General features: G+C 48.7%; 13 protein-coding genes. 10 read left to right on the top strand and 3 right to left on the bottom strand.

Going from position 1 to position 20,114, the window contains the following annotated elements:
- Window positions 1-4: 4 nt before the first annotated feature.
- The 8 genes from bglX (at window position 5) to J0M30_01170 (ending at window position 13,527) form a co-directional block, all read left to right on the top strand.
- Window positions 5-2,293 (top strand): beta-glucosidase BglX, encoded by a 2,289-nt coding sequence (gene bglX / locus J0M30_01205; protein ID MBN8666088.1) that lies wholly within the window; start codon window positions 5-7, stop codon window positions 2,291-2,293.
- 143 nt (window positions 2,294-2,436) lie between these two features.
- The gene (locus tag J0M30_01200) at window positions 2,437-4,674 is read left to right on the top strand and encodes a glycoside hydrolase family 3 C-terminal domain-containing protein (protein MBN8666087.1); all 2,238 of its coding nucleotides are present in this window, start codon (window positions 2,437-2,439) and stop codon (window positions 4,672-4,674) included.
- A gap of 260 nt (window positions 4,675-4,934) precedes the next feature.
- Window positions 4,935-5,423: a ribosome maturation factor gene (locus tag J0M30_01195; GenBank protein MBN8666086.1), complete on the top strand. Its 489-nt coding sequence runs from the start codon at window positions 4,935-4,937 to the stop codon at window positions 5,421-5,423.
- A gap of 25 nt (window positions 5,424-5,448) precedes the next feature.
- A complete protein-coding gene (gene nusA / locus J0M30_01190) occupies window positions 5,449-6,696 on the top strand; it encodes a transcription termination/antitermination protein NusA (protein MBN8666085.1) in 1,248 nt (415 codons plus the stop codon).
- 49 nt (window positions 6,697-6,745) lie between these two features.
- Window positions 6,746-9,577, top strand: a complete 2,832-nt coding sequence (gene infB / locus J0M30_01185; GenBank protein ID MBN8666084.1) for a translation initiation factor IF-2 — start codon at window positions 6,746-6,748, stop codon at window positions 9,575-9,577.
- Between the two features lie 189 nt (window positions 9,578-9,766).
- Window positions 9,767-11,131 (top strand): peptidylprolyl isomerase, encoded by a 1,365-nt coding sequence (locus J0M30_01180; protein MBN8666083.1) that lies wholly within the window; start codon window positions 9,767-9,769, stop codon window positions 11,129-11,131.
- A gap of 40 nt (window positions 11,132-11,171) precedes the next feature.
- Window positions 11,172-13,019, top strand: coding sequence for an amidophosphoribosyltransferase (locus J0M30_01175; GenBank protein MBN8666082.1), 1,848 nt, complete (start codon window positions 11,172-11,174; stop codon window positions 13,017-13,019).
- 13 nt (window positions 13,020-13,032) lie between these two features.
- A complete protein-coding gene (locus tag J0M30_01170; GenBank protein ID MBN8666081.1) occupies window positions 13,033-13,527 on the top strand; it encodes a histidine phosphatase family protein in 495 nt (164 codons plus the stop codon).
- Here J0M30_01170 and J0M30_01165 read toward each other — a convergent pair.
- Entirely contained in the window at window positions 13,516-14,553 is a 1,038-nt protein-coding gene (locus J0M30_01165) for a glycosyl transferase family 28 (GenBank protein MBN8666080.1), read from the bottom strand. The genes J0M30_01170 and J0M30_01165 overlap by 12 nt on opposite strands.
- 54 nt (window positions 14,554-14,607) lie before the next feature.
- On the opposite strand from J0M30_01165, the gene J0M30_01160 reads away from it, so the two are divergent.
- Both J0M30_01160 and J0M30_01155 read left to right on the top strand, forming a co-directional pair.
- Window positions 14,608-14,751, top strand: a complete 144-nt coding sequence (locus J0M30_01160; GenBank protein MBN8666079.1) for a hypothetical protein — start codon at window positions 14,608-14,610, stop codon at window positions 14,749-14,751.
- 21 nt (window positions 14,752-14,772) lie between these two features.
- On the top strand, window positions 14,773-15,015 hold the full coding sequence (locus tag J0M30_01155; GenBank protein ID MBN8666078.1) for a hypothetical protein: 243 nt from the start codon (window positions 14,773-14,775) through the stop codon (window positions 15,013-15,015).
- A gap of 24 nt (window positions 15,016-15,039) precedes the next feature.
- On the opposite strand, the gene J0M30_01150 is transcribed toward J0M30_01155, so the two are convergent.
- Together J0M30_01150 and J0M30_01145 are read right to left on the bottom strand one after the other, a co-directional pair.
- The gene (locus tag J0M30_01150; GenBank protein ID MBN8666077.1) at window positions 15,040-16,296 is read right to left on the bottom strand and encodes an aminotransferase class I/II-fold pyridoxal phosphate-dependent enzyme; all 1,257 of its coding nucleotides are present in this window, start codon (window positions 16,294-16,296) and stop codon (window positions 15,040-15,042) included.
- Window positions 16,297-16,570: 274 nt separating this feature from the next.
- On the bottom strand, window positions 16,571-19,816 hold the full coding sequence (locus J0M30_01145; GenBank protein ID MBN8666076.1) for a hypothetical protein: 3,246 nt from the start codon (window positions 19,814-19,816) through the stop codon (window positions 16,571-16,573).
- Between the last annotated feature and the right edge of the window lie 298 nt (window positions 19,817-20,114).

Below are 20,114 nucleotides of genomic sequence, written 5' to 3'. Positions count from 1 at the left end.
GCAGATGAAAAAAGCAGTCTTTTTCTTTTTGGCCTTTCTGATGATCAACAGCCAGCGTGTAATGGCCCAGTCGGCCACTGATGCCAAAATGAAAACCTTCATCGATGCCCTGATGAAGAAAATGACCCTTGACGAAAAGATCGGTCAGCTCAACCTTCCTGGTAGTGGGGATATTGTAACAGGCCAGGCCCAAAGCTCCGATATCGGTCGTAAGATCAGAGAAGGAAAAGTGGGTGGACTTTTTAATATTAAATCCGCCGCCAAGATCCGTGATGTACAAAAAGTAGCGGTGGAAGAATCCCGATTAAAGATCCCCCTGATCTTTGGTATGGATGTGATCCACGGATACGAAACGGTATTTCCTATTCCTCTGGGTTTAAGCGCCACCTGGGATATGAGCCTGGTGGAACGCAGTGCGCGTATTGCCGCCATTGAAGCCAGTGCCGATGGCATTAACTGGACCTTCTCCCCGATGGTGGATATTTCGCGTGACCCCCGTTGGGGTCGTACCGCTGAAGGCGCCGGTGAGGATGCCTATCTCGGATCACAGATCGCCGCGGCCATGGTTAAAGGCTATCAGGGTTCAGACCTGTCAAAGAACAATACCATCATGAGCTGTGTAAAACACTATGCCTTGTATGGTGCCGGTGAAGCCGGTCGCGATTACAACACGGTTGACATGAGCCGTATCCGGATGTACAACGAGTATTTTCCTCCCTATCAGGCAGCCGTTAAAGCCGGGGTAGGTTCGGTAATGGCGAGTTTCAATGAAATTGACGGAGTTCCTGCCACAGGAAATAAATGGCTGCTTACGGATGTATTGAGAAAACAATGGGGTTTCAATGGATTCGTCGTGACCGACTATACAGGCATCAATGAAATGGTAGACCATGGTATTGGTGACCTGAAAACCGTATCTGCCCGCGCCCTGATGGCCGGTATTGATATGGATATGGTGGGCGAAGGATTGTTGACCACCACCAAGCAATCGCTGAAAGAAGGAAAAGTGACCCTGGCCCAGATCGATCTGGCCTGTCGCCGCATTCTGGAAGCCAAATACAAACTGGGATTGTTTCAGGATCCATACAAATATTGTGATGATACACGTGCCCAAACCGAGATCTTCACTGATGCCCATCGTAAAGAAGCCCGTAGCATTGCCGCCCAAAGTTTTGTGTTGCTTCGCAACCAGGGCAATATTCTTCCCCTTAAAAAATCAGGTACCATCGCACTGGTAGGACCTCTGGCCGACAGCAAAGAAAATATGCCCGGTACCTGGAGTGTAGCCGCCAATTTTTCCAAAGCCACATCCATTCTGGCGGGTTTGAAAGAAGTAGTAGGGGATAAGGTCAATATACTTTATGCCAAAGGCTCCAACCTGGATCATGATCCCAAGTTTGAAGAAAGAGCGGGTATGTTTGGTAAAAACCTCCAGCGTGATAACCGTCCGGCTGAAGAGATCATCAAAGAGGCACTTGATGTAGCTGCCAAAGCCGATGTGATCGTTGCCGCCCTGGGTGAAGCATCTGAAATGAGTGGTGAGAGCAGCAGCCGTAGCAATATTGAAATCCCCGAATCACAACGCCAATTGTTGATGGCCTTATTAAAAACCGGTAAACCAGTGGTGTTGGTATTGTTCACTGGTCGTCCCCTGGCCATCAAATGGGAATCGGAAAATGTACCGGCTATTTTAAATGTATGGTTCCCCGGTAGCGAAGCAGGGTATGCCATTGCCGATGTATTGTTTGGTGATGTAAACCCTTCGGGAAAATTGAATATGACCTTCCCGCAGAATGTAGGACAGGTTCCTATTTTCTATAATCACAAGAATACCGGTCGTCCACTTGCTGAAGGGGGCTGGTTTTCCAAATTCCGTTCCAATTACCTGGATGTTTCCAATGATCCCGTATATCCTTTTGGATACGGACTTAGCTATACACAATTTACCTATAGCGATGTTACGGTAAGCAGCACCAACCTGAAGGGCAACCAGAAGCTGACAGCCAGTGTAACGGTGACCAATAGTGGCAAATTGGATGGAAAAGAGGTGGTGCAGCTTTATATCCGCGATGTGGTAGGTTCAGTGACACGGCCCATGAAAGAGCTGAAAGGATTCCAAAAAGTTGAATTAAAAGCAGGAGAAAGCAAAACAGTTACGTTTACCATTACTCCGGAAGACCTGAAGTTCTACAACTATATTTTAAAATATGATTGGGAGCCGGGTGAGTTTCAGATCATGATTGGTGGGAATTCGAAGGAGGTGAAGATGAAGAGTGTGAATTGGGTGAAGTAAAAATATCTAAGAAGATTAACCACAGAGGCGCAGAGACACAGAGAATTTTGAGGACCCATTCATTGCTATCAGGGATGATATGGATCAACTGAAAAAACCAACTCTGTTTCTCTGTGCCTCTGTGGTTTTAAAACATTAGCACAATGAATAAGTGTATTTTTTTCATTTCTGTAGCCTTTCTTCCTTTTGTGGGCCTTGCGCAAACCAAGACCATTGACCAAAAAGTAGATTCTGTCCTCAGGTTGATGACCCTCGATGAAAAGGTAGGTCAGATGAACCAGTACAATGGTCCCTGGGGAGCGACGGGTCCGCTGACGAATGATGATAAACTCCTCGATCAGGTAAAAGAAGGCAAGGTGGGTTCCATGCTCAATGTAACCGGGGCCAAACGCACCCGCGAGTTGCAGGAACTGGCGCTCAAATCCAGGTTAAAGATCCCTTTGCTTTTTGGACAGGATGTAGTACATGGCTACCGCACTATTTTCCCTTTACCCATTGCTGAAGCCGCCAGTTGGGACCTGGCTGCCATCGAGCGTTCGGCCCGTATAGCGGCTATTGAGTCATCCGCTGCGGGTGTTCATTGGACCTTTGCCCCCATGGTAGATATTGCCCGTGATCCCAGATGGGGACGGGTAATGGAAGGCGCTGGTGAAGATCCCTGGCTGGGTTCAAAGATCGCAGTGGCGAGGGTAAAAGGGTTTCAGGGGAAAGGCCTTGGTCATACCGATGCGGTAATGGCCTGCGCCAAACATTTTGCCGCCTATGGAGCGGCTGTTGGGGGGCGCGATTACAATAGCGTGGACATGAGCCTGCGGCAATTACACGAAGTATATCTCCCTCCCTTTAAGGCGGCTGCTGAAGCAGGGGTGGCCACCTATATGAATTCATTCAATGATATCAACGGCATACCGGCTTCTGCAAGTAAGTTATTGCAACGTGATATCCTCAAAGGACAATGGAAGTTCAAAGGTTTTGTGGTGAGTGACTGGGGTAGTATCGGGGAAATGATTCCCCACGGCTATGCCCGTGATAATGCTCATGCCGCCATACTGGCCTCCAATGCCGGTAGCGATATGGATATGGAAAGCCGGAGCTATATTCAATACCTGGCCAAAGCGGTACGCGAAGGAAAGGTGAAGATGACAGTGGTGGATGATGCGGTTCGCCGAATTCTGCGGAAGAAGTTTGAGATGGGGTTGTTTAATGATCCCTATCGTTTTTCCAGTGAAGAACGGGAGAAAGAGCAGTGGAATAATCCCGATCATATCCAGGCGGCCCTTGATATGGCACGCAAGAGTATAGTGTTATTAAAAAATGAGAATGTACTCCCCTTGGCAAAACAAAGCCATAAGGATAGTGAGATCAGACGGATCGCTATGATCGGGCCCTTTATCAAAGCCAAAAGTGATCATTTGGGTTTCTGGAGTTATGATTGGCCGGATGATAGTACCCGCATTTCTTCCATATGGGAGGCTGTTGAAAGAAAGATCGACAAACCCGCTACCCAATTATTATATGCACAGGGTTGTGGTATCACCGACAGTTCTACTGCCGGGTTTGCCGAAGCCATTGCCATTGCACAACGATCAGATGTTATTGTCCTTAGTATTGGGGAAGCACGCGACATGACCGGTGAAGCCAAGAGCCGGAGCAATATTCACCTGCCCGGTGTACAGGAAGAATTGGTCAAAGTCCTGCATGCCACCGGTAAACCCATGGTGGTATTGATCAGTGCCGGTCGTCCGCTTGTTTTCAACTGGACCCGTGAGCATGTGCCCGCCATTCTTTATACCTGGTGGCTGGGTACTACAGCGGGTGATGCCATTGCCGATGTATTGTTTGGCGATTATAATCCTTCAGGCAAATTGCCCATGACCTTTCCGCTTTCTGAAGGGCAGATTCCCATTTACTATAATTATTATAATACCGGCCGTCCGGCGAAGAATGACAGCGATCGGTTTTATCGTTCCGCCTATACCGATCTTTCTCTTTATCCGGCCTATCCGTTTGGCTATGGATTGAGTTATACAAAGTTTGCGTACAGCGAAATTAAACTCAGCGCCCCTTCCTTTACAAAAACCGGCTCACTTACAGCTACCATCACCGTAACCAATACCGGGAATGTGGCGGGTACCGAAACGGTTCAGTTGTATATCCGTGACCTGGTGGGTTCGGTTGTACGTCCGGTGAAGGAATTAAAAGGGTTTCAGCAAATACATCTTCAGCCTGGTGAATCACGCGAAGTGAAGTTTACGATTACTGAAAAGGATCTTCGTTTTTACGACGATCAATTGCGGTACATTTCTGAACCCGGGGAGTTTACCTTGTTTATCGGAACAGATTCACGGAATGTGAAGGAAGTGGGGTTCGGCATGAAGTAGGGGGTGAGAGACGTGAGGCGTGAGAGGTGAGGCGTGAGACGTGAATCGTAAGTCGTGAGGGCCCATCTCACGATTCACGTCTCACGACTGACGATTCCCGCCTCACGATTGACGTCTCACCTCTCACGACTGACGATTGACGTCTCACGTTTCACGGCTGACGTTTTTCTTTTTTTGTGATATATTTTTCCTTACATTTGCCCCAGCGTAAAGACAAACAGAAGGGAACGGATTCGTTCCCTTCTTCTTTTCCCGGAACTATGACTTTGGACGAACAAATAAAGACTTTAGAGACAATGGTGGGTGAGCTGATCGGCTCCGAAACGGACCTTTTCCTGGTCAGCGTACGTATTAAGCCCACCAATAATGTGAGAGTATATATAGATGGAGATCAAGGAGTTGGAATTGGCAGACTTGCCTCCATCAACCGCTCGCTCTATAAAAAAGTGGAAGAATCGGGTTTGTTTCCCGGCGATGATTTTTCGCTTGAGGTATCCTCTCCCGGTGTGGATGAACCCCTCAAAATGTACCGTCAATATACCAAGAACAAGGGGCGGTTGGCCGAAGTGGTGTTGACGGACGGTCGCATTGTGACCGGCAATTTGGTGGAGGTAGGGGAAGACGGGGTGGTTTTGGAGGAACAGCCGGCTAAAAAGCCCGGAAAAAGTCCCAAGGCCGGGAAGGAGTTGAAACGGCACAGCATTTTATTTTCTGATATAAAAACAACAAAAATTCAAGTTACATTTTAACCTTTTCACGTAAACAGTATGCAGTATGGCAAGTATAAATCTAATTGAGGCATTCCAGGAATTCAAGGATGCGGAAAACATCGATCGCCCGACGATGATGAAGGTGGTAGAAGACGTATTTAAGACCCTCCTTCGTAAAAAATACGGGAGCGATGAGAATTTCGACGTCATTGTAAACGCCGAGCAGGGTGACCTGGAGATCATGCGCCGCCGGACCATTGTAGAAGATGGACAAGTGGAAGACCCCCTGGCACAGATCGCCTATACGGATGCTGTGAAAATTGAACCTGACTTTGAGGTTGGTGAAGAATTATATGAAGAGGTGGATATGTATGATTTTGGACGTCGCGCGATCCTGGCAGCCAAGCAGACCCTGGCCAGCCGTATCAGCGACCTGAAAAAGAATGCACTGGCTAAAAAATATGGTGAACGTGTGGGTGAGATCATCAGCGCAGAAGTTTACCAGGTTTGGAAAAAAGAGATTCTCTTACTCGATGAGGAAGGCAATGAATTGATCCTTCCCAAGAGCGAGCAGATCCCGCAGGATTATTTCAAAAAAGGAGAGAGTATCCGTGCGGTGGTGAAGAAAGTGGACATGAAGAACAACAGCCCGGTGATCATCCTTTCCCGTACCTCCCCCGAATTCCTGGCTAAACTGCTGGAGATCGAGGTGCCGGAGATCTTTGACGGCCTGATCGTCATCAAGAAGATCGTTCGCGATCCGGGAGAGCGTGCCAAAGTAGCCGTGGAATCATACGACGACCGTATCGACCCCGTAGGTGCCTGCGTGGGTATGAAAGGAAGCCGTATCCATGGTATTGTACGTGAGTTGAAGAATGAGAATATCGACGTTATCAACTGGACCAATAATATTCAACTTCTGATCCAGCGTTCGCTTACGCCGGCCAAGATCACCAGCATGGACCTCGACAATGAGGGCAAACATGCCAATGTGTATCTGAAGCCTGACCAGGTATCCCTGGCCATCGGTCGCCGCGGGGTGAACATCAAACTGGCCTGCGAACTCACCGGATATGAACTGGATGTGTTCCGCGATAATGAAGGCGAAGTTGAAGAATTTGATATCGATCTGGATGAATTTAGTGATGAGATCGAAACATGGGTCATCGATGAGTTCAAACGCGTAGGTTGTGATACCGCGCGGAGTGTACTCGATCTGACCATGGAAGAACTGGAAAGAAGAACCGACCTTGAGCGTGAAACCATTGAGGAAGTACGCAAGGTATTGAAAGAAGAATTTGATAAAGAATAAGCCTATGTAGTACAAAGTAGGCTTCATCTTTGATAAACAAAAAATTGGAATGGCAGAAACAACAACACCCAGGTTAATGGCCGCGGCCAAAGAGTTCAACATCGGTAAGGACACGCTGGTGGACTTTTTGGTGGGGAAGGGATTTGACAAAAATGAACTGAAGCCTACCGCTAAACTTACGGAGGACATGTACCGTGCTTTGCAACAGGAGTTCCAAAGCGATAAGGTAGCCAAGCTGAAGAGCGATCAGATCGATCTTCCGAAGGGCAGCAGTGCCGAAGGCCGGAAGAAGCGGGAGGAAGAAGACCTCTCGATCAAGAAAGAAGAGGCGAAGCCTGTTAAAGAGAAGAAAGTAGCAGAGCCTGTGGTGGAGAAACCCGTGGAGATCGTAGAGGAAAAACCGGTAGAGAAGGTAGAACCACAACCCGAAGTAAAGATCGAAGAACCCCCTGTAGAGAAAGAAGTAGTGAAGGCGGAGGCCGAAAGCATCGAAGGCCCCAAAGTGGTGGACAAGATCGATCTTTCTACGATCGACTCTTCAACACGTCCAAAGAAAGGGATCAAGAAAAAAGAAGAAGAAAAGCCCGAGAAACCTGTTACGAAGAAGAAGACAGAGAAAGCAGAGCCGGTGGCCGAGAAGCCGGTAGAAAAAGAAGAGCCCGTATCTGATCAACCTCCTGTTGTAGAAAATATCCGCGCACAAAAGATCGAAGGACCCAAAGTATTGGGTAAGATCGATCTGCCGGTGGACAGCGATACACGTCCGAAGAAAGACGAAAAACGCAAACGCAAACGTATCCCCATTGAGAAGAAGGATGAAGGGAAGAAAGACGAAGGTCAGGACCGGAAAGATGGTCGTTTTGGCCGCACCGGGGTGGATAATAAAGGCGGTACACGTCCCGGACAACATGGTGGTGGGGCCACTTCTGGCGGACGCCGTGACCGTCGCCGGGAAGTAAAAGAGATCGACGAGAAAGAGATCCAGGAAAAAATCAAGCAGACTCAGGCTAAACTGGCCGGCGCCGGTGGGCGTGGCAAGAGCCTGAAAGCAAAATACCGCAAGGCGAAGCGTGAGGAAATGGCCGAGTCCATGGGAGAAATGGAGGATGATCATCGCCTGCAGGTAACGGAGTTCATCAGCGTGAGCGAATTGGCCAACCTGATGGATGTAAGCTTTGCCGAAGTGATCAGCAAGTGTATGGGATTGGGTATCATGGTATCCATCAACCAGCGACTGGATGCGGAAGTGATCGAGCTGGTAGCCGGAGAATTTGGCTTCCAGGTAGAGTTCATCGATATGGAGAAACAAATGGAAATGGAGGAGGATGATGAGGAGGATACAGAAGATGAGCTCCAGTTCCGTTCCCCGATCGTGACCATCATGGGTCACGTTGACCATGGTAAGACCTCTTTGCTTGACTATATCCGGAGTGCCAATGTGGTTGCCGGTGAGGCCGGAGGTATCACCCAGCACATTGGAGCCTACCAGGTAAAATTGCCCAATGGAAAAGAGATCACCTTCCTTGATACACCCGGTCACGAGGCCTTTACGGCGATGCGTGCACGTGGTGCGAAGGTGACGGATATTGCGGTGATCGTTGTAGCAGCCGATGATGCGGTGATGCCCCAAACCCGCGAGGCCATCAGCCACGCGCAGGCGGCAGGTGTTCCCATGATCTTTGCCGTGAACAAGATCGATAAGGATGGTGCCAATCCGCAGAAGATTTATGAACAGCTCTCCGGCATGAACATTCTTGTAGAAGAATGGGGAGGTAAGTTCCAAAGTCAGGAATTATCCGCCAAGAAGGGACTGAACGTAGATCTTTTATTGGAAAAAATATTGCTGGAAGCTGAAATGCTCGACCTGAAAGCCAATCCCGACCGGGAAGCCAGCGGTACGATCATTGAAGCCACCCTTGATAAAGGCCGTGGTTATGTGGCCACACTCCTGGTACAGAATGGTACATTGGAAGTTGGTGACCTGATCGTTTCCGGTCAGTACTATGGACGCGTGAAAGCAATGTTCAATGAGCGTAACAAAAAGCTCGATGTAGCTGGCCCTTCTGCTCCTGCCCTGATCCTGGGTTTGAACGGTGCCCCACAGGCCGGTGAGAAATTCAAAGTGTACGAAGACGAGTCCGAGGCCAAAGAAGTGGCCAACCGCCGTGCGCAGATCCTGCGTGAGCAGGGTATGCGGACCAAGAAACATATCACCCTGGATGAGATCGGTCGCCGCCTGGCCCTGGGTAATTTCAAAGAATTGAACGTGATCATCAAAGGTGACGTGGACGGTTCTGTGGAAGCCCTGAGTGATAGCTTGCAGAAATTGAGCACCGAAGAGATCGTGGTAAAAGTGATCCATAAGGCCGTTGGTCAGATCAACGAAACCGATGTGACCCTTGCCAACGCCTCCGATGCCATCATCCTTGGATTTAATGTAAGACCTTCTCTGCAAGCGGCCCGACTGGCCGATCAGGAAGCCATTGAGATCAAGACCTATTCGGTGATCTATAACGCCATCGAAGAGATCAAGAGCGCGATGGAAGGGATGTTGGAACCTACCGTCAAAGAAAAGATCGTGGCCAATGTGGAAATACGCGAAGTGTTCAAATTCGACAAGGCCGTTGTGGCCGGTTGTTTTGTACGCGATGGAAAGATCAAACGCGATTCCAAGGTCCGCCTGATCCGCGATGGTATCGTGGTCTACCCCATTGGCGAAGGCGCCAGCGCCGAACTCGCTTCGCTCAAACGCTTTAAGGATGATGTGAAAGAAGTACTGTCAGGTATGGAATGTGGTTTGACCATCAAAAACTACCATGACGTGAAAGTAGGCGATGTGGTGGAAGCGTATGAGGAGGAGGAAGTGAAGAGGACGTTGTGAGACGTGAGGCGTCAGTCGTGAGACGTGAGAGGTCAGTCGTGAATCGTGAGTATAAGTAATTTCTTACTCACGTCTCACGTCTCACGATTCACGTCTCACGTTAAAACTAATTCTTTGTTAAAAATCCCCCATAAAAGCCTCTCTCGAAAAGCAGGCCTTTACTTTTGATTTTGGTAAAATAGTTGATTCATGAAAAAGACCCTTTTGTTATTGGTTACTGTGTGTGTTACGCTGGTTTCCTTTTCGCAGCAATACAAAGTTGTGGCGGATAAGATTCTTGGGGTAGTGGGAGACAGGGTCATCCTGTATTCGGATATCAAGAACACCATTGACGATGCCAAGCGTCAGGGTCGTGAAATTCCTGCCGGTGCGGAATGTTCGATCATGGAGCAGGCCCTTATATCTAAAGTATTGATGTTACAGGCGGAGAAGGATTCTTTGCCCGTGAGTGATGAAGATGTGGAAGCCGATCTGGATCAGCGGGTGCGGATGTTCATCCGTCAGTATGGTTCACAGCAGGTATTGGAAGAGATCGCGGGTAAAACGATTTATCAGATCAAAGACGAGGCCCGTGAATCTGTACGCGAGAACAAACTGGCGGAGGCCATGCAACGGAAGATCGTGGAGAATGTGCACATTACACCCAATGAGGTGAAAGCCTATTATGACCGTATTCCCAAGGACAGTCTGCCTTATTTTGAATCCGAACTGGAGATCTGCCAGATCATTCAGTACCCCCGTGCGAACCGTGACCTGGAGAAATACATCATTGATGAATTGAATAACTACAAGCGGCAGCTTGAGACCCGGATGGCCACATTTGAAACCCTGGCCCGCCGTTATTCTGAAGACCCCGGAAGTAAGGACAGAGCAGGGGAGTATCAACTGAACAGAAATGAAAAAGGAGCCTGGGATCCGTCCTTTATGGCCATGGCCTTTCGCCTGAAACCAGGAGAGATCAGTCAGCCCTTTAAATCCAAATTTGGCTACCATATCATGCAATTGGTAGAGCGAAATGGAGATGATGCCATTGTGCGTCATATCCTTCGGATTCCAATTCCCACCGATGAAGAGATCAAACAAACCGTCAATAAATTAGACACGATCCGTGCCCGTATCCTTGCCGGTACAAGCAGTTTCTCCGAAGCAGCGATCAAGAATACCGAAGATGAGTCGGCTAAGTTTCAGGGGCCTTGTATCCTTGGTCGTGATGGATCTTCTTTTGTGACCATTGACCAGTTGGATAAAGACCTGGTATTGATGCTGAGCAAGATGAAAGTGGGGGAATATTCACAGCCGGTTGTGTATGAGGAGAATGGAAAGAAAGCTGTACGCATTGTTTATTATAAATCCCGCACTGAACCGCACGTACTTAACCTGCGGGATGATTATAGCCGTATCTCACAGGCCGCCTTGGAAGAAAAGAAACAACTCGAATTGGAGAAATGGCTGATGAAGCGAATTCCCACCTACTATCTCATGATCGCCGATGACATGAAGGGTTGTGACCAGGTGAAAAAATGGGCCGAAGCTTCAGCCAAAAAAGCGTTTTAAAATTCCGTAACTTCGCCGTTCCTTTACAAGGGGCAAAATAATGAGCGATTCCATCAAGCACGAATGCGGCTTGGCATTCATTCGATTACGCAAGTCCTTCCCGTACTATAAGCAAAAGTATGGCACCGTAACCTGGGGCCTTAACAAGCTCTACCTCCTGATGGAGAAACAGCATAACCGCGGGCAGGATGGGGCGGGGATCGCGGCGGTCAAACTCAATACAGAACCTGGTTACCCCTTTCTTCACCGAATTCGGTCCAATGCCAATCAGCCCATAGCCGATCTGTTTCGCCAAATCGGCGAAGAGATACAGGAACTGGAACGTTACCACCCCGATATACGCAACCATCCCGGTCTGATGAAAGGCCATGTTCGTTTTCTGGGAGAGATCCTGTTGGGCCATCTTCGCTATGGTACCCAGGGAAAGAATAAACTCGAATACTGTCATCCCTTTATCAACCGCGATACAATTCCTTCCCGCAACCTGGCACTGGCGGGAAACTTCAATCTTGTCAATACCGATGAGTTGTTTGCCATTATAGGTAAACAACCCAATGAAACAGAGCGGTTCAGTGATCTGGCGGCGATGATCGAAGTGATGTACACGTTTTTGTGCAAGGCGGATGAGGAATCACCCGCTGCCCCTGATATAAAGAATGTATTAAAGAAGGCGGTCCCTTTATTTGACGGAGGGTTTCACGTGGGTGGCATGACCGGTGATGGCACCGGATTTGTTTTCCGTGATGCCCATGGTATCCGGCCTTCGTATTACTATATGGATGATGAGGTGGTAGTAGCAGCTTCGGAGAGGGCAGCCATTCGCACCGCTTTCAATGTGGGGGAGAATGTCGTAAAGGAGCTTATGCCTGGTCAGGCACTCATCGTTGATCCCCTCGGAAATGCGGTGGTTACTCAAATACTTGAGCCAAAGGAAAGAAAGGCCTGCAGTTTTGAGCGGATCTACTTTTCACGCGGCAGTGACGAAAAGATTTACAAAGAGAGAAAGGCGCTGGGGTATAACCTGAGCGAACAGGTACTTTCTGCGGTAAATAATGACCTGCGGAATACCATTTTCTCCTTTATTCCCAATACCGCGGAAACGGCGTTTCTCGGTTTGCAAAAAGGATTGGAATTCTTTCTCAATAAAGTAAAGGTTGAACGGATACTTAGTTGGAAAGGAGAGTATGATGAGGAGAAACTTACGGAGATGATCACGCGTCGTATCCGGGTGGAGAAGATCGCCATCAAGGATGTGAAGATGCGGACCTTTATTACCGAGGACAGTAGCCGGAATGAAATGGTGCAGCACGTGTATGATATCACCTATGGCACCGTAAGACCTGGCGTGGATACCCTGGTGGTGATGGATGACTCTATCGTACGCGGAACTACCCTCAAGGAAAGCATTGTACGTATGCTGGCCCGCCTGCAACCCAAGAAGATCATCATTGTTTCTTCCGCCCCCCAGATACGGTTTCCGGATTGCTATGGGATCGATATGAGTAAAATGGGTGATTTTGTCGCTTTTCAGGCTGTCGTTTCCCTGATCAAAGAAAGAGGAATGGAAGACCAGATGAAACGTACATATGATGAATGTCGCGAACGTTTGCGCAGCAATAAACTCCATGAAGAAAATCTCGTAAAGCGCATCTATTCGCTGTTTACTGTCGAAGAGATCACCAATAAGATCGCGCAATTGATCACTCCTGTCGGACTTACCATTCCGGTACAGGTTATTTTCCAAACCATTGAGTCGTTGCACGCAGCTTGCCCTGGCAATTTGGGTGATTGGTATTTTACCGGTGATTATCCTACTCCGGGTGGGAATAAGGTGGTGAATAAAGCCTTTATGAATTATTATGAGGGTAAGGATGTGAGAGGGTATTAAAGAAATAAGAAATTTGAAAACGCTTCTGCTTATACGGCATGCCAAAAGCGATTGGTCGGTTCCCAGTCTGGGGGATTTTCATCGTGCCTTGAATGAGCGGGGATTGAAAGACGCCCCGCGTATGGCAGAGCGGTTGAAGAAGCGTCAGATGCCGATTGATGCTTTTATTTCAAGTACGGCTAAAAGGGCATTTACCACGGCAGAATTCTTTGCCCGGGCCTTTGATCTGGAACCCGAAAAAATAATCAAAGAACCCGATCTCTATCATGCCACGCCGGATGTTTTCCGGAGAGTGGTAGATGAATGTCCGGATGAGTTCTCAACAATTGCATTGTTTTCCCATAACCCTGGTATTACCGATTTTGTCAATTCCCTTACACGCACAAGACTCGACAACATGCCCACCTGTGGCATCTTTGCCGTGAAGATACACACGGAGAAATGGAAGGAATATCAGAAGGCGGAGAAAGAATTCCTTTTCTTCGATTACCCCAAACTAGCGGACTGATTTATTAAAGAAGTCTTTTAGTGAAAATGAGTTTTCCCTTTCGCTAAAAAAAATTCCTTTCTTCTGTAAATAGTTTGCCAGATATTCCTGTTCACTTTGTCCCGGGGTAGGAATAAGGATCGCTTTTTTTTGCAAGGTTGTCAGGTCCATGATGGTGCTATACCCTGCCCGGGCAATTATCCACTCCGCTTTTTCGATCGCTGTTTGTAATTGATGCGCAGGCAAATGGTCAAACACCTCTAAGTGGGGAAATGAGGTTAGCGGTTTTCCTCCCCGAGGTAAACCCCTGATCAAGGTGATGGGATGCGTATAGGCTGCGATTTCACGCATTAACTTTTCTTCCCATATTGTACGACCAGGCTCTGGTCCACTCAGGATGATGAGCAGGCGATTGGTTTCAGGTACCGCCGCATTGTATGTAAACCGCGAGAGCGGGCCGATGTACCGCAGGGGAATCGCGGGTAGTTTTTGCGGGTGCGAGAGTTCACCGGCCAGACATGCCATTTCCTCCTCCCAATCAGGCACCCAACATGCGTTGAACTTTTCCAGGTGACGGTAATTCCATTTTTGCAACAAACCCATTCCCAACTTTCCCCAGGGAGGCCTAATCGCTAATTGGTGAGTGAGTATCACGGAATGAATGGCCGGGTTATACAGGCCATACCGATTGTCGGAAATGACCATATCAATCCCTTTATTTTTTACCTGCTCTTTAAGCCAGGCATTTTCCCGGCTTATCGCGCGGGTTAGTTTTGGCAATTGGGTGATAAGTCTGAATATGGTGTTCCATTTACCCCGGCCATAACGGATTCCATAGCCTTCCAGTGGGATACAGTCCAGGCCGGGAAATTCGGTAGCGAAAATTTGCTGTTGTACGGGGTTTCCCGCAAGGATTACCCGGTTTCCACTATTCAATAAATCATTAATAATTGGGATACAACGGGTAGTATGACCGAGGCCCCAGTCGAGCGGGGCGACCAGCACGGTTTTTGTGCCCCTTTGATCGGAGTTAAATTTTTCATCCATCGGTCAAAAACATACTAATTTGAACCGAAAATAGTTTAATTTAGAAATCTTAGTATGATGCGAAGAAACAATATCTGGTTAATCGTGTTATTGATGGGAATGATCATAGCATCAGGCTGTCAACGCAATTATTACACATCCAAAGCGAAGGGTAGTGATTGCGGATGCCCCAATAAAAAGGGCATGGTTGGATATTGAAACATCGATTGTAACGAACCAATGAAAAGAGTAAACAGGGAACTGCTTGTCCTCTTGCGTACAGCTTTAATGAGCAAAGAGGAACTGGAACTGGAAGTAGCCGGTATCAATCGGTTATTGAAATACTCCTTTCACGATGATCGTTTCTGCAAGGCCCATGAGTTAGTGGCCAATACCCGCATCACTCAACGTAAAAGCAAGATCTTACGCGTCCGCCGCCAGTCTGAATTAAAGCCGTTTTATTTTCTGTTGAATAAGAATTAATAGCTGTTTGCTATTAACTTTTTATCAGGATAGCTCCCTTAACGCCTGCTCTAATTTTCCCGCCATTTCATCAATTTCTTCTTTTTTACAGGTGCCAACACTTAACCGGTACCAGGAGGATGTATTGCTGGCGCCAAAGGCATAGAAGGGGACCACGGCCAGCCGCGCCTGGTTTAGCAGGTAGGCGGTAACATCGGCCTGGGTGGCGAGCAGACTTCCATCGCGGGTTGTTTTGCCGGCCGCATCGATCTGTATAGTGAGATAGATCCCTGCTTCGGGGGCTATGGCATCTACCGGGAGCCCCGCTTTTTTCATGGCGATAAAATGGGCGTGAATACGATGCAGCCTTTCCAATAGTTCGGTACGGAAATGCTGGAGAAATTTGTCAATGGCCCCTGCATTGGGAAGGAATTTTGCTACGGCCTTTTGTTCAGCCATTGGTGCCCAGGCACCCACATGGGTGAGGATGGCGCGCATTTTGGCCATAACCTTTTCGGGACCCATGGCCCAACCTACCCGCACACCGGTAGAGGCAAATACCTTACTGATCGCATCAATAAAAATGGTGTATTCCCGCATCGCCGGGCGCAGTGATACCGGGTCATAGTGACGGATATCTCCATAGGTAAGGTGCCAGTACATCTGATCATACATCAGAAAGAGCTTTTTTTCATCATCGCCTCTTTTGGCATTTTCCTCCAGTACCATGTCACAGATATCCTCCAGTTCCTTTTTACGAAAGGTGGTCCCGGTAGGGTTTTGGGGTGAACAAAGGGCGATCAGGGTGGCTCCATCCAGGTGAGGGCGAATGGCGGAGGCCGTAGGCATGAAATTCGTTTCGGCCGAGGTTTCGATCACCGTATGATTGCCTTGTACAAAATGCGTATAGTGGTTATTGTTCCAGGAAGGCACCGGATAGATCACTTTTTCGCCGGCATCGCAAACGGAGCGGTACACTGCATAGATCAGTGGGCGTCCGCCTCCGGAGACTAATATTTCCTTGGGGGAATAATCCAGTTTTTGTCTTTCCCGGCTAAATGCCGAAATAGCTTCCCGCAGGTCGAGGTTGCCATCGGCAGCGGGGTAGTTGGTAAAATGCTTGCGATAGGAATCAATGATCGCTTCTTCTAATTCCGTTGGAATAGGAAAAATGGAGGGGTCAAAATCACCCACCGTGAAATTATAGATCTTTTCTCCCTGTCTGATCTTCTCGCGGATTTCTCCTCCCAGCTTCACAATCTCCGACCCGATCAGTGTTTCGGCTAATTGAGATAGTTTCATGCGGCAAAGATAGCCGATTTGGGGGTTTGGAGGTTGGTTGTTGGATGACAGATGACAGATGACGGATGACGGATGTTGGATGACGGATGACAGATGACAGATGACGGATGACGGAGGTCCGGGGTCGGAAGTCCGGCTTAAATTCATTAGCCTTAAGACAATCATTATCGGTCATCTGTCATCCAACATCCAACATCCAACATCCATCATCCAACCTCCGTCATCCGTCATCCGTCATCCGTCATCCGTCATCTGTCATCCAACATCCCACAAACTACAACTCCCTATACTCCTTCACCAATTCGATCTTGGTTTCTTCCACCAGTTTTTTGTATTCTTTCCATTTGCCAGTAAACAGCGTATTGGCATCTCTTACGATCGTGTTGACAGCATTTTCAGCGGCTACGGTCAGTGCTTCTTCGGTGCTTCCTGGTGCTACGGGTTTGGCGGCGATGTATTGGCGTGCGCTCCGCAACATATTCAGGACTGTTACATCTGATGAGCGGGTCAATCCCTGACGGGAATCTGTTTTACCTGAAATACGCTCGCGTAAGGCCGTGATCTCTTTTTGAATGGCACTGGTTGCTTTACGGAGTGTATCCGCTTCCTTGCCCTTTACGTCCTTCAATTGGGCATTCATTTTATTACAGGCCTCATCCGCTTCTGTCATCCGGTCCAATACATCATTGAGTTTGTCGGATGATTTTTGAAGACGGGTAAACATTTGCTTTTGAGCTGCAATAACAGATGGATCTCTGTCTGCACGTGGGTCAGCTTTAACCTCCACCCATACACTATCCGATGTGCGGGCATAGTTCAACACTACTTTGTAGGTTCCGGGATCAACGGACATACCTCCGGGTTCGGGAGAGCCTGGTGCAGGTTTGGGTCCACCGGGTTGACGGAACCCTTTTTCTTCCATACCCCAATACATCCGGTTAAAGCCCGAATCAGCCATCCAACGCAGGTTGCGTACCAATTCATTTTTTGCGTTATAAATCCGCACCATCACGGTATCGCCGCGGTTTCCACCTCGGCCACCACCACCACCAAACTGTCCGCGTCCACCTCCTCCACCGCCTCCCTGGCGCATCATGGGTGCTGTGGGAGCTGCTTCTGTGGCAGGTGCCGCTGCCGGGGTCGTCCGGGTTGGTTTATTGAGATAAAAAGAAATGGCGGCTCCACGGGCTTTATTTTCTGCATCCCAGATTCCATCCACACTCCACTCATATCCGGCGGGTGATTTATAAAATGCCTGCCAGCCTATGGGTGCGGCAAAAGCGGTAATGGGGGCTGTGGGTTTGTTGCCATTGTTGGCTGCCAATTTGCGGAGCGGACGAATATCGTCCAGCACCCAGAGTGAGCGTCCAAACGTGGCGATCACCAGGTCGGCCTCGGCTTCCTGTATGGCGAGATCATAGGTAGAAACAGAGGGGTATCCGTTTTTCCATTGTTCAAAACTGGCCCCATTATCAAAACTGATCCAGAGCCCATGTTCTGTGCCAACAAAGATCAGGTTCTTCTCTGTGGGGTCTTGCAATACGCAGAGCGCATAGCCTTTTACTTTTTTCTCATCTACCAATCTGGTCCAGGTCTTACCATAATCGGTCGTACGGAAGATATAGGGTTTGAAATCACCCCGGCGGTAATCATTGGCTACGACGAATACTTCGCCGCCATTGGTACGCGAGGCTTTTACCTGAGGGACCCAGGCACCGACGGGCATTCCGGGGATCTTTCCCCGGAAATTGGTCCAGGTCTTACCGCCATCACGAGTCAGTTGAACATTTCCATCATCGGTTCCCACCCAGATCACGCCTTTTTCAGCGGGAGAGGGTTCAATGGCCAGGATGGTATTATAATTTTCAGCACCGGTGATGTCGAGTGTCAAACCTCCGTTTTCGTTTTGTTTCTGTTGTTCTTTGTTGTCGGTGGTCAGATCGGGGGAGATCATTTCCCAGGCAGCTCCTTTGTTGGTGCTTTTGTGTACGAACTGGCTGCCAAAGTAGATGGTCTTTTTATCAAATGGATCCTGAGCGATTGCCGAGTTCCAGTTAAAACGAAGTTTGATGGAGGTATCGGCAGCCACCGGACGGATATACCAGCTTTCACCGGTTTTCCAGTTGCGGCGGCCCACATTTCCCTGCTGGCTCATGCTGTACACCCAGCTTGGATCTTCCGCGTCGGGCATAACATCAAATCCGTCGCCACCGCCTACATTCTCCCAATCATAGTTGCGAATACCACCCGAGCTCCAGCTATAGCCGGGTCCATGCCAGCTACCATTGTCCTGCATACCACCCATGACCCGATAGGGGGTCTGGTTATCTACATTCACATGATAGAATTGACCAACGGGAATTTTTTCATCAAAGATCCAGGTCTTGCCCCGATCACGGGAGATACCAATACCGCCGTCATTTCCCTCAACGATAAAGTTAGGGTCATTGGGATTGATCCACCAGGCATGGTGATCGGGGTGAATGCCGCTATAAGGGATGAGGGTAGAAAAGGATTTTCCTCCATCCTCACTCAGGGTGACTGTGGAGTGAATATCATAAATGCGGTTTTCATTCTTGGGGTCCACATAGATTTCCTGGTAATAAAAGGGGCGGTCGGTCACCTCCGTGGCATTGCTATTGACGAGCTGCCAGGTGAACCCGCCATCATCACTTTTATAAAAACCATTTTTAGATGCTTCGATTTTTGCATACACACGATCGGGCAGGCTGCGGGCGAAGGCGATACCGATTCGTCCAAGGTCACCTGTGGGCAGGCCTTCCTTGCTAGTGAGTTTTTTCCAGTTACGGCCACCATCTACCGTGATATACAAGGCGCTACCGGGGCCTCCACTTTTTGAGCTGTAGGGTGTCCGGTAAAACTGCCACATATTGGCAATGAGTTTATTGGGATTGGAGGGGTCGATCACGAGGTCTGCGCAACCCGTGCTGTCATTCACTTTCAGGATCTGGCTCCAGGTATCTCCACCATCAGTGGTTTTCCATACCCCTTTTTCCGGGTGAGGGGCATAGGGGTTACCGATAGCACCGGCATATACTACATTGGGGTTATTGGGGTCGATCACGATCCGGTGGATACAGATGGTTTTTTCCAGGCCCATCATTTTCCAGGTTTTACCGGCGTCCAGCGAACGGTAAATACCCCCACCCAGGTTCATGGAGTTGCGGGGGTTTCCCTCCCCGGTTCCCACCCATATCACATTGGGATTGGATTGTTGAATGGCGACGGAACCGATATTCAGCATGGGTTGGTCATCAAATACAGGGGTCCAGTTGGCTCCGGCATTGGTGGTCTTCCACACACCACCGGAGGCGGCACCCAGATAAATTGTTTCGGGATCGTTGGCTACGGCATCGATGGCGGTAATACGACCGCTCATACCGGCAGGCCCGATATTGCGGGGTTTCCAGCCTTTAAAATCAGCCAGGCTTATTTTTTGCGCCTGGGTAGTAGAAATAACAAAAAGGGAGATGGTCAGGATCGATAGGATCTTTCTCATTGCTTGGTAGTTTTGGGTCTTAAACTTACTTAAAATAGGGGATTGGGGGAAAAGAGTTTTATGGGTGGGGGGTGGGGGGACAGATGACGGATGTTGGATGTTGGGTGTTGGATGACAGATGACGGATGACAGATGACGGAGGAGGGATGTTGGATGTTGGATGTTGGATGGGGGAGGTTGCTGTGCGAGACCTCTGGTCTCGCACGATTGTCTTGTCGCCTCTGGCGACTCGAGTTTAGTTCATTTAATATTTGAATTAGCGCTTAAATGCCTGTCGCCAGAGGCGACGGGAGAATGG

Source organism: Chitinophagales bacterium (genome assembly GCA_017303415.1).
Taxonomy (GTDB): Bacteria; Bacteroidota; Bacteroidia; order Chitinophagales; family Chitinophagaceae; genus SpSt-398.
The sequence above is the reverse complement of the archived record's forward strand: the minus strand, read 5'-3'. Positions and strand labels throughout refer to the sequence as shown.